This window comes from Pseudomonas benzenivorans (assembly GCF_033547155.1).
GTDB lineage: Bacteria > Pseudomonadota > Gammaproteobacteria > Pseudomonadales > Pseudomonadaceae > Aquipseudomonas > Aquipseudomonas benzenivorans_B.
In genome coordinates this window covers 4,085,217-4,096,181 of sequence record NZ_CP137892.1, presented here as the reverse complement: position 1 = coordinate 4,096,181, position 10,965 = coordinate 4,085,217, and the positions used below count along the sequence as shown (strand labels likewise).

The window sequence follows — 10,965 nt, the reverse complement described above, 5'->3', positions numbered from 1 at the left end:
TCTCCTCAGCAGGGACCGAGAAATCAGCGCAGAGCCCGTAGGATGGGCTGGCCGCGTAGCGGCGCAACCCATCGATCGGCGTTACGGTGATGCCTGACGGCATCGTGGTGGGTTGGCCTGCGGCCAACCCACCCGACGGAGCGACTTCCGCTTTAGAAGTCCTTGCACAGACGCAGGGCGTCGTAGATCGCCGCGTGGGTGTTGCGCTGGGCCACGCAGTCGCCGATGCGGAACAGCAGGTAGCCGTCGCCGGCTTCCGACAGGCAAGGCTGCGGCTTGATCGCGAACAGCGCCTCGACATCGATCTGGCCCTTGTTGCGCGAGCCTTCCTTCAGCGCGTAGTAGAGGGTCTCGTCCGGACGCACGCCGTTCTCCACCACCACCTGGTCGACCACCCGCTCTTCCTTGGCGCCGGTGTATTCGTTCTCCAGCACCGCCACCAGCTTGTCGCCCTCGCGGTAGACCTTTTCCAGCATCATGTCGCCGGTCATGATCACTTCCTTGGGGTACACGCTGCGGTAGGCCGTGGGGAAGGAGGTGCCGCCCATGGCCACGCCCGGCTTGATGTCGTCGGTGACGATCTCCACCTGGCTGCCCTTGTCGGCGAGGAAGTCCGCCGCCGACATGCCGCCGAACTCGCAGATGGTGTCGTACACCAGCACGTTCTTGCCCGGGGCGACCTTGCCGTCGAGGATGTCCCAGCTGCTGACCACCAGGCCTTCTGCGGCGCCCCAGTGCTCGTTCTGCTCGAGGAACGGATGGCCGCCGTTGGCCAGCACCACCACATCCGGGCGCAGGTCCATGATGGACTCGGGGTCGGCGCCGGTGCCCAGGCGCAGGTCGATGTTCAGACGGGCCAGCTCCAGCTGGTACCAGCGGGTGATGCCGGCGATCTGGTCGCGCTGCGGCGCCTTGGCGGCGGTGGTGATCTGTCCGCCGAGCTGGTCCTTCTTCTCGAACAGGGTGACGTCGTGACCACGCTCGGCGGCGACGCGGGCCGCCTCCATGCCGGCCGGGCCACCGCCGACCACCACCACCTTGCGCTTGACGCCGGTGGTCTTCTCGATGATGTGCGGCAGGCCCATGTACTCACGGGAGGTCGCGGCGTTCTGGATGCACAGCACGTCCAGACCCTGGTACTGGCGGTCGATGCAGTAGTTGGCGCCGACGCACTGCTTGATCTGGTCGACCTGGCCCATCTTGATCTTGGCGATCAGGTGCGGGTCGGCGATGTGCGCGCGGGTCATGCCGACCATGTCGACATAGCCGCCTTCCAGGATGCGCGTGGCCTGGTTCGGGTCCTTGATGTTCTGCGCGTGCAGCACCGGGACCTTGACCACTTCCTTGATGCCGGCCGCCAGATGGAGGAAGGGCTCCGGCGGGAAGCTCATGTTCGGGATGACGTTGGCCAGGGTGTTGTGGGTGTCGCAACCCGAACCGACCACGCCGATGAAGTCGAGCATGCCGGTGTCGTCGTAGTACTTGGCGATCTGCTTCATGTCCTCGTGGGACAGGCCGTCCGGGTGGAACTCGTCACCGCAGATGCGCATGCCCACGCAGAAGTCGTCGCCGACTTCCTTGCGCACGGCCTTGAGCACTTCCAGGCCGAACTTCATGCGGCCCTCGAAGGTGCCGCCCCACTCGTCGGTACGCTTGTTGACGCGCGGCGACCAGAACTGGTCGATCATGTGCTGGTGCACGGCCGACAGCTCGATGCCGTCCAGGCCGCCTTCCTTCGCGCGGCGCGCGGCCTGGGCGTAGTTGCCGATCACCCGCCAGATCTCCTCGACCTCGATGGTCTTGCAGGTGGCGCGGTGCACCGGTTCGCGGATGCCGGACGGCGACATCAGGGTCGGCCAGTTGAAGCCGTCCCAGCGCGAGCGACGGCCCATGTGGGTAATCTGGATCATGATCTTGGCGCCATGCTTGTGCATGGCGTCGGCCAGGTTCTGGAAGTGCGGGATGATGCGGTCGGTGGACAGGTTCACCGAGCTCCACCACTCCTGCGGGCTGTCGATGGCCACCACCGAGGAGCCGCCGCAGATGGCCAGGCCGATGCCGCCCTTGGCCTTCTCTTCGTAGTACTTGACGTAACGCTCGGTGGTCATGCCGCCGTCGGTCGCGTAGACCTCGGCGTGGGCGGTGGACAGCACGCGGTTACGGATGGTCAGTTTGCCGATCTGGATCGGCTGGAACATTGCTTCGAAGGCCATGACTCGTTCCTCGACTTAGAGCGGCTTGACGACAAAGAGACCGTGGTCGTGGCCTTCTTCCGAAGCGCCGTAGACCTGCTCGGCTTGGGTGCGGATGCTGCTGCCCTGGGCCTGCAGAATCTGGTCCATGGCGCCGGCGAACCAGCCGGTGAACATGTAGTCGACCTTGCGGCCGCACTTGCCGTACACGTAGACGAAGGCGGAGTGATCCAGGCGCACCTCGCAGGTGCCCTTGTCGAGGTCGATCGACTGGATCTTGAACAGGCCCCAGCCGCGCTGCGACAGGCGCTTCATGTAGTGCTCGAACACCGCCACGCCGGACAGGCCATGGCATTCGGCTTCCTTCTCGCACCAGTGCCAGGCGGACTTGTAGCCGGCCTTGTAGAGGATGTCGGCATAGGCCTCGGCGCCGAGGACTTCCTCGATGCCGATGTGGTTGTTGACGAAGAAATGCCGCGGTACGTAGAGCATCGGCAGGGCGTCGGTGGTCCAGACGCCGGTTTCGCTGTCGACTTCGATGGGCATTTCGGGGGCGTGTTTTGCCATGATCTTCAAACTCCGGAATTCGGTGGTCTAGCCCCTCTCCCGTTGGGGGAGAGGGCTGCGGTAAGTAGTAGGGGAGGGCTTACTCGCCCCAGACGTCCTTGAGTACGCGGACCCAGTTCTCGCCCATGACCTTGCGCACGGTGCGCTCGGGCATGCCGCGCTTGAGCAGGGTTTCGGTCAGGTTGGGGAACTCGCCGACGGTGCGAATGCCCAGCGGGTTGACGATCTTGCCGAAGTTGGTCAGGCGGCGGGCGTAGCCCTTGTCGTGGGTCAGGTACTCGAAGAATTCCTTGCCGTGGCCCTGGGTGAAGTCGGTGCCGATGCCGATGGCATCCTCGCCGGCGATGTTCATCACGTACTCGATGGCCTCGGCGTAGTCGTCGATGGTCGAGTCGATGCCGTTCTTCAGGAAGGGCGCGAACATGGTCACGCCGATGAAGCCGCCGTGGTCGGCGATGAACTTCAGTTCCTCGTCGGACTTGTTGCGCGGGTGTTCTTTCAGGCCGGACGGCAGGCAGTGGGAGTAGCACACCGGCTTCTGCGACTCGAGGATGACTTCCTCGGAGGTCTTCGAACCGACGTGGGACAGGTCGCACATGATGCCGACGCGGTTCATCTCGGCGACGATCTCACGGCCGAAGCCGGACAGGCCGCCGTCGCGCTCGTAGCAACCGGTGCCGATCAGGTTCTGGGTGTTGTAGCACATCTGCACGATGCCCACGCCGAGTTGCTTGAACACCTCGACGTAGCCGATCTGGTCCTCGAAGGCGTGGGCGTTCTGGAAGCCGTAGATGATGCCGGTCTTGCCCTGGGCCTTGGCCGCATGGATGTCGGCGGTGGTGCGCACCGGGACCACCAGGTCGCTGTTCTCGCGGATCAGCTTGTTGCTGGCGGCGATGCTGTTGACGGTGGCTTGGAAGCCCTCCCAGACCGATACGGTGCAGTTGGCCGCGGTCAGGCCGCCTTTGCGCATGTCTTCGAACAGTTCGCGGTTCCACTTGGCGATGATCAGACCGTCGATGACGATGCTGTCGGCGTGCAATTCGGTTGGGCTCATCAGGCTGTCCCCTTCTGGTTCGTGACGCCAAACCCGCTGTTGGCGCTTTGGGGGCAGCATATTCCTTGGGGGCGGGGGGACCCGATGCAAAAACGACTGGGGTATTGCCGAAAGCGTCAATGCCCTGTCGTGATCGGATAAGGCCGCGCCCCGGTCCCGCCGGCGGGTCGCCTGAAGCCCGCGTGACTGCTGGCCCGGGGCCTTTTTCCCGGCGGGGCGGGCGCTCAGGCCGGCGGATGCTCGTGGCGATCCTGGCTGGGGCAGCTGGCGAAGCGCGCGCGGTAGCAGCGCGAGAAGTAGGAGGACGACTCGAAGCCGCAGGCCAGGCCGACCTCCAGCACGCTGAGGTCGGTCTGGCGCAGCAGCTGGCGGGCCTTGTCCAGGCGCAGGTTGAGGTAGAAGGTCGAGGGCGTCTCGTTCAGGTGCTTGCGGAACAGCCGTTCGAGCTGGCGCGGGGTGATGTTGACCAGCTCGGCCAGGGCCTGGGAGCCGAGGGGGTGTTCGCTGTTGCGCTCCATCTCGCCGATCACCTGCACCAGCTTCTTGTTGTGCAGGTCGTAGCGGCTGGCGATCTGCATGCGCTGGTGGTCCTGACGGGTGCGGATGCGGCCCAGGACGAACTGTTCGGACACCTGCAGGGCCAGTTCCTCGCCGTGGTCGCGGCCGATCAGCGAGAGCATCAGGTCTAGGGTCGCGGTGCCGCCGGCGCTGGTGATGCGCCGGCCGTCGATCTCGAACAGCTCCTGGGTCACCGCCAGGCGCGGGTAGCGTTCCTTGAAGGCCTCGATCGCCTCCCAGTGCAGGGTCAGGCGCTGCTGTTCGAACAGCCGGGCCTCGGCCAGGACGAAACTGCCGGTGTCGATGCCGCCGAGCAGCGCCGCGCTGTGGTCGGCGCGGCGTAGCCAGGCGATCAGGCGCGCGTCGCAGTGCGCCAGCGGGTCGAAGCCGGCCACCACGAACAGGTTGTCGCTGCCACCGGGCACCGCCAGGGCGCCGTCGACATTGAGCGACATGCCATTGCTGCTCTGCACCGCCTCGCCGTCCGGGCTGAGCAGGCGCCAGCGGTAGGGCGTGGGGGTGAAGCGGTTGGCCACCCGCAGCGGCTCGATGGCCGACATCAGGCCCATCATGGAGAAGCCGGGTAGCAGGAGGAACCAGAACGTCTGGGGCATGAATGCGTCTCGCCGAGGCAGGGGATCAACTAAATGCCAATGCGTCAGCCTGTGCAATAAAGATCGTCGCTTTGGTTCAACAGGTGGTCGTTTTAGTGCGATTTCCCCCGTATGCGGCTGCGTACTGTGACGCCATCGGGTCTCGACTGCCCGGCACGGGACTAAGCCGCAGGGCTTGTGCATAAGAACAAGGACAAACCGTAAAGCTCATATGAGGGCGCAACAATGAAAGGTCTCAAGCGAATCGCCGGCTGCTGCCTGGTCACCCTGTTCAGTTCGTCGCTGCTGGCGGCCGAGGATGCCAGCTGCCAGAAGGCGCGCATCGGCCTGGTCGGCTGGACCGACGTGGTGGCCACCACCGCCGTGGCGGCAACCCTGCTGGAGGAGCTGGGTTATCAGACCACCCAGACCCAAGCCTCGCAGCAGATCATCTTCTCCGGCATCGGCAAGCAGCAGGTGGACTTCTTCCTCGGCTACTGGAAGCCGCTGATGGACGACAACATCAAGCCGTTCCTGGCCAAGGGCGAGGTCAAGGTGCTCGCCGAGCCGGGCCTGGCCGACGGCATCTCCAGCCTGGCGGTGCCGACCTACCTGGCCGAGGCGGGGCTGAAAACCTATGCCGACATCGCCAAGTTCCGCGAGCAGCTGGACGGCAAGATCTACGGCATCGACCCGGGCACCGGCGCCAACACCACCATCCAGAAGATGATCGACACCGATCAGTTCGGCCTCGGCGGCTTCAAGCTGGTCGAGTCCAGCGAGGCGGCCATGCTCGCCGCGGTCAGCCGGGCGGTGAAGAACAACAAGCCGGTGGTGTTCTTCGGCTGGAAGCCGCACCCGATGAACATCAAGCTGGACCTGACCTACCTGACCGGCAGCGAAGACGTGTTCGGCGCCGACGAGGGCCTGGCCACGGTGTGGACAGTGGTCGCCCCGGACTACCCGCAGCGCTGCCCCAACGCCGGCCGCCTGCTGGAGAACCTGACCTTCAGCGCCGCCCAGGAGAGCCAGCTGATGGAGCCGATCATGGCCCGCGAGGATGCCAAGGCCGTGGCGCGCAAATGGCTCAAGGACAATCCGCAGGAGCTCAGCCGGCTGCTGGCCGGCGTGACCACCTTCGATGGCCAGGACGGTCTCGCCGCCGTGCAGTCCGCACTCGAGTAAAACGGGCTCGCGCCCACCTTCCTGAACAATCGCCGTGCCGTGCGCCCGCCGGGCGTACGGCCCCCACTCGCCCCGAATAAGGATGCCAACCCCATGAATTACGAAGTTATCGTCACCTGTGCGGTCACCGGCGCCGGCGACACCGTCGGCAAGCACCCGGCCATCCCGGTCACCCCCAAGCAGATCGCCGACGCCGCCATCGAGGCGGCCAGGGCCGGCGCCACCGTGGCCCACTGCCATGTGCGCGACCCCAAGACCGGCAAACCGAGCCGCGACGTCGAGCTGTACCGCGAGGTGGTCGAGCGCATCCGCGAGAGCGACACCGACGTGATCATCAACCTCACCGCCGGCATGGGCGGCGACCTGGAGATCGGTCCGGGCGAGCAGCCGATGGAATTCGGCGCCGGCACCGACCTGGTCGGCCCGCTGACCCGCCTGGCCCACATCGAGGCCCTGCGTCCGGAGATCTGCACCCTGGACTGCGGCACCCTGAACTTCGGCGACGGCGATTACATCTACGTGTCCACCCCGGCCCAGCTGCGCGCCGGCGCCAAGCGCATCACCGAGCTGGGGGTGAAGGCCGAGCTGGAGATCTTCGACACCGGCCACCTGTGGTTCGCCAAGCAGATGCTCAAGGAAGGCCTGCTGGAGGACCCGCTGTTCCAGCTGTGCCTGGGTATCCCCTGGGGCGCGCCAGCCGACACCACCAGCATGAAGGCCATGGTCGACAACCTGCCGGCAGGCGCCAACTGGGCCGGCTTCGGCATCGGCCGCATGCAGATGCCGATGGTCGCCCAGGCCATGCTGCTGGGCGGCCACGTACGGGTCGGCCTGGAAGACAACATCTGGCTGGACAAGGGCGTCTACGCCACCAACGGCCAGCTGGTCGAGCGCGCCATCGAGATCATCCAGCGCCTCGGCGGCCGTGCCCTGACCCCGGCCGAGGGCCGGGCCAAGATAGGCCTCAAGCCGCGCGGCTGAGTCACGCCTCTCAAGCAACGGCCCGGAGTACCTCCGGGCCGGACCGAACGACCCGCCCGGACCTGCTCCGGGCCACATGCAGGAATCATCATGGCCTTCGTCACCGAACTGAAAACCTTCGCCGCCCTCGGCACCGGCGTGATCGGCGCCGGCTGGATCGCCCGCGCCCTGGCTCACGGCCTCGACGTGGTGGCCTGGGACCCGGCGCCCGGCGCCGAGCAGGCGCTGCGCGCGCGTATCGCCAACGCCTGGCCGGCCCTCAAGCAGCAGGGCCTGGCGCCCGGCGCCGCGCCGGAACGGCTGCGCTTCGTCGCCACCATCGAGGAGTGCGTGAAGAACGCCGACTTCATCCAGGAGAGCGCGCCGGAGCGCCTCGAGCTCAAGTGCGAGCTGCATGCCAAGATCAGCGCCGCCGCGCGGCCGAACGTGCTGATCGGCTCGAGCACCTCGGGCTTGCTGCCCAGCGAGTTCTACGAAGGTGCCGTACACCCCGAGCGTTGCGTGGTCGGCCACCCGTTCAACCCGGTCTACCTGCTGCCGCTGGTGGAGGTGGTCGGCGGCGAGAAGACCTCGGCCGAGGCCGTGCAGGCCGCGATCCGGGTCTACGCATCGCTGGGCATGCGCCCGCTGCACGTGCGCAAGGAAGTCCCCGGCTTTATCGCCGACCGCCTGCTCGAGGCGCTGTGGCGCGAGTCGCTGCACCTGGTCAACGACGGCGTGGCCACCACCGGCGAGATCGACGACGCCATCCGCTTCGGCGCCGGCCTGCGCTGGTCGTTCATGGGCAGCTTCCTGACCTACACCCTGGCCGGCGGCGATGCCGGCATGCGCCACTTCATGTCCCAGTTCGGCCCGGCGCTGAAGCTGCCCTGGACCTACCTGGAGGCGCCGGAGCTGACCGAGGGGCTGATCGACAGCGTGGTCGAAGGCACCGCGGTGCAGCAGGGCGAGCGCAGCATCGCCGAGCTGGAGCGCTACCGCGACGACTGCCTGATGGCGGTGATGGACGCGATCAAGGCGACCAAGGCCAAGCACGGCTTCGGTTTCGCCGACTAGTCACCCACGGGCTCGCCCGGCAGGGTGCCGGGCCGGCCCGGTATGCGGACCCACATTCAGCGGGAGGCGGCATGTATCCAGATCTGCACGGTCAGCGCGTGATGATCAGCGCCGGTGCCTCGGGCATAGGCCGGGCCACGGCCCTGGCCTTTCTCGCCGCCGGCGCCCGGGTGCACATCTGCGACGTCGATACGCGGGCCCTGGATGCCCTGCTCGGCGAGCAACCGGCGCTCGCCGGCGCCCTGGTCGATGTCGGCGATGAGCGCCAAGTCGAGCGCTGGTTCGCCGAGGCCCAGGCGCAGCTCGGCGGCCTCGACGTACTGGTCAACAACGCCGGCATCGCCGGCCCGGCCGGACACCTGGAGGAGCTCGACAGCCAGGCCTGGCGGGCCACCTTCGACGTCAACCTGCACTCCACCTACTACTGCTGCAAGCAGGCCCTGGGGCCGATGAAGGCGGCCCGCAGCGGCGCGATCGTCAACATCTCCTCCACCGCCGGGATCATGGGCTATCCCCTGCGCACGCCCTATGCGGCGGCGAAGTGGGCGGTCACCGGCCTGTCGAAGTCGCTGGCCATGGAGGTGGGCGAGTACGGCATCCGGGTCAACGCCATCTGCCCGGGCTCGATCAGCGGCGCGCGCATGGACGGGGTGATCGCGCGGGAGGCCAGGGCCAGCGGCAAGAGCGAGGAGGCGGTGCGCGCCGCCTACCTCGGCCAGTGCTCGCTGAAGACCTTTATCGACCCCGAGGACATCGCCGCGATGATCCTGTTCCTCGCCTCCAGGGCCGGGGCCAGGATCAGCGGCCAGGCGCTGAGCGTCGACGGCGACACCCATACACTGGCCAATGCCTAGGGCGGCGGCCGGACCTTTTGCTCCAGTGCGCGCAATCGCCTTGCGTCGCGCGAACGTTTCGGGAACCCAGAGATGACCATGGCCCAACCCCTGACCAGCTACCGCACCGAGATCCTGCCCGAGTGGGTGGACTACAACGGCCACCTGCGCGACGCCTTCTACCTGCTGATCTTCAGCTATGCCACCGACGCGCTGATGGATCACCTCGGCCTGGACGAGGCCGGGCGGGCGCGCAGCGGGCACACCCTGTACACCCTGGAGTGCCACCTGAATTACCTCGACGAGGTCAAGCTGGGCGAGGCGGTGGAGGTGCGCACCCAGCTGCTGGCCCACGACGCCAAGCGCCTGCATGTGCACCACGGCCTGTACCGGCCGGGCGCCGCCGCGGCCCTGGCCGAGAGCGAGCAGATGCTGATGAACATCGACAGCGCCACGTCGCGCTCGGCACCGTTCGACGCGCAGGTGCTGCCCCGTGTGCTGGCCCTGGGCGAGGCCCACCGCGAACTGCCGGCTCCGGCCTGTGTCGGCCGGGTGATCGGCCTGCCGCCGGCCCGGGCCTAGGCCGCCCAGGCCCCGCTATCGCTAATGGGCGTGAACACAACAATAACCGCAAGTCCCCGCCAGGAGATCGCTATGAACGCCGTGGACCCCTCGCTCGAAGCCTCGCTCATCGCCGATTGGCGCACCTACCCCATCGTCGCCGACCTGGTCGACGTCAAACCCCGGGAGCAGGCGCTGGATACGCTGTGGCGCGACGGCCGGATCAGCCTCTTCCACCATCAGTGGCTGCGCGACAACTGCGCCTGCAACCAGTGCGTGTACGGGGTGACCCGCGAGCAGCTGTTCGAGATCGTCGACGTGCCGGAGGAGCTGCACCCGCAGCGCACCCGCATCGACGAGCAGGGCCATCTGCTGATCGATTGGCAGGACGGCCATCGCAGCCGCTATCACCCCGGCTGGCTGCGCGCCCATGCCTATGACGAGGCCTCCCGTGCCGAGCGCCGCGCGCAGCGCCCGCAGAGTCGCCTGTGGGGCGCCGAGCTGGGCGAGCAGCTGCCGCAGTTCGACTACCAGGCGGTGATGGAGCAGGACGATGCCCTGCTGCACTGGCTGCTGGCGGTGCGCGACATCGGCCTGACCCAGTTGCGCGACGTGCCGACCCGCGAGGACGTCCTGCCGAGGCTGGCCAAGCGCATCTCCTTTATCCGCGAGAGCAACTTCGGCGTGCTGTTCGACGTGCAGTCCAAGGCCGATGCCGACAGCAACGCCTACACCGCCTTCAACCTGCCGTTGCACACCGACCTGCCGACCCGCGAGCTGCAGCCGGGGCTGCAGTTCCTGCACTGCCTGGTCAACGAGGCGACGGGGGGCGAGAGCGTGTTCGTCGACGGCTTCGCCATCGCCGAGGCGCTGCATCAAGAGACGCCGGAGCTGTTCCATCTCCTCTGCGAGACCCCGGTGGAGTTCCGCAACAAGAGCCGCAACAGCGACTACCGTTGCCTGGCGCCGATCATCGCCCTGGATGCCCATGGGGCGGTCAGCGAGATCCGCATGGGCAACTTCCTGCGCGGCCCCTTCGATGCCCCGGCCGAGCGCATGCCGGCGTTCTACAGCGCCTACCGGCGCTTCATCGGCATGACCCGCGAGCCGCGCTTCCGGGTGCAGCGCCGGTTGGAGGCGGGACAGCTGTGGTGCTTCGACAACCGCCGCACCCTGCATGCGCGCACCGAATTCGACCCGGCCAGCGGCGCGCGGCACTTCAAGGGCTGCTATGTCGACCGCGACGAGTTGCTGTCGCGCATCCATGTGTTGCAGCGCTAGGGCGGGCGGCCGGGCAGCGGGATAAGCAAAACGGGGTCAAAGGCCGCCTTTATATTGCTTCTAATGATTTTTCATCTTCATAACAATGCAGTTCGTATCGT

General features: G+C 67.0%; 10 protein-coding genes. 6 read left to right on the top strand and 4 right to left on the bottom strand.

What is annotated here, in order from left to right; genetic code table 11:
* Window positions 1-152: 152 nt before the first annotated feature.
* The 4 genes from dgcA to SBP02_RS18955 all read right to left on the bottom strand — a co-directional run bounded on the left by dgcA (window position 153) and on the right by SBP02_RS18955 (window position 4,988).
* Complete coding sequence (gene dgcA, locus SBP02_RS18970; RefSeq protein WP_318643952.1) at window positions 153-2,213, bottom strand: dimethylglycine demethylation protein DgcA; 2,061 nt, start codon at window positions 2,211-2,213, stop codon at window positions 153-155.
* Window positions 2,214-2,228: 15 nt separating this feature from the next.
* On the bottom strand, window positions 2,229-2,759 hold the full coding sequence (locus SBP02_RS18965) for a DUF5943 domain-containing protein (protein WP_318643951.1): 531 nt from the start codon (window positions 2,757-2,759) through the stop codon (window positions 2,229-2,231).
* Between the two features lie 79 nt (window positions 2,760-2,838).
* On the bottom strand, window positions 2,839-3,816 hold the full coding sequence (locus SBP02_RS18960; protein ID WP_318643950.1) for a dipeptidase: 978 nt from the start codon (window positions 3,814-3,816) through the stop codon (window positions 2,839-2,841).
* Between the two features lie 224 nt (window positions 3,817-4,040).
* Entirely contained in the window at window positions 4,041-4,988 is a 948-nt protein-coding gene (locus SBP02_RS18955; RefSeq protein ID WP_318643949.1) for a GlxA family transcriptional regulator, read from the bottom strand.
* A gap of 225 nt (window positions 4,989-5,213) precedes the next feature.
* On the opposite strand from SBP02_RS18955, the gene choX reads away from it, so the two are divergent.
* The 6 genes from choX (at window position 5,214) to SBP02_RS18925 (ending at window position 10,864) form a co-directional block, all read left to right on the top strand.
* Window positions 5,214-6,152 (top strand): choline ABC transporter substrate-binding protein, encoded by a 939-nt coding sequence (gene choX / locus SBP02_RS18950; RefSeq protein WP_318643948.1) that lies wholly within the window; start codon window positions 5,214-5,216, stop codon window positions 6,150-6,152.
* 93 nt (window positions 6,153-6,245) lie between these two features.
* A complete protein-coding gene (locus tag SBP02_RS18945; RefSeq protein ID WP_318643947.1) occupies window positions 6,246-7,133 on the top strand; it encodes a BKACE family enzyme in 888 nt (295 codons plus the stop codon).
* Between the two features lie 90 nt (window positions 7,134-7,223).
* The gene (locus tag SBP02_RS18940) at window positions 7,224-8,189 is read left to right on the top strand and encodes an L-carnitine dehydrogenase (RefSeq protein WP_318643946.1); all 966 of its coding nucleotides are present in this window, start codon (window positions 7,224-7,226) and stop codon (window positions 8,187-8,189) included.
* 71 nt (window positions 8,190-8,260) lie between these two features.
* The gene (locus SBP02_RS18935; protein ID WP_318643945.1) at window positions 8,261-9,043 is read left to right on the top strand and encodes an SDR family oxidoreductase; all 783 of its coding nucleotides are present in this window, start codon (window positions 8,261-8,263) and stop codon (window positions 9,041-9,043) included.
* Between the two features lie 78 nt (window positions 9,044-9,121).
* The gene (locus SBP02_RS18930) at window positions 9,122-9,604 is read left to right on the top strand and encodes a thioesterase family protein (protein WP_318646377.1); all 483 of its coding nucleotides are present in this window, start codon (window positions 9,122-9,124) and stop codon (window positions 9,602-9,604) included.
* Between the two features lie 72 nt (window positions 9,605-9,676).
* Window positions 9,677-10,864, top strand: coding sequence for a gamma-butyrobetaine dioxygenase (locus SBP02_RS18925; RefSeq protein WP_318643944.1), 1,188 nt, complete (start codon window positions 9,677-9,679; stop codon window positions 10,862-10,864).
* Window positions 10,865-10,965: the final 101 nt, after the last annotated feature.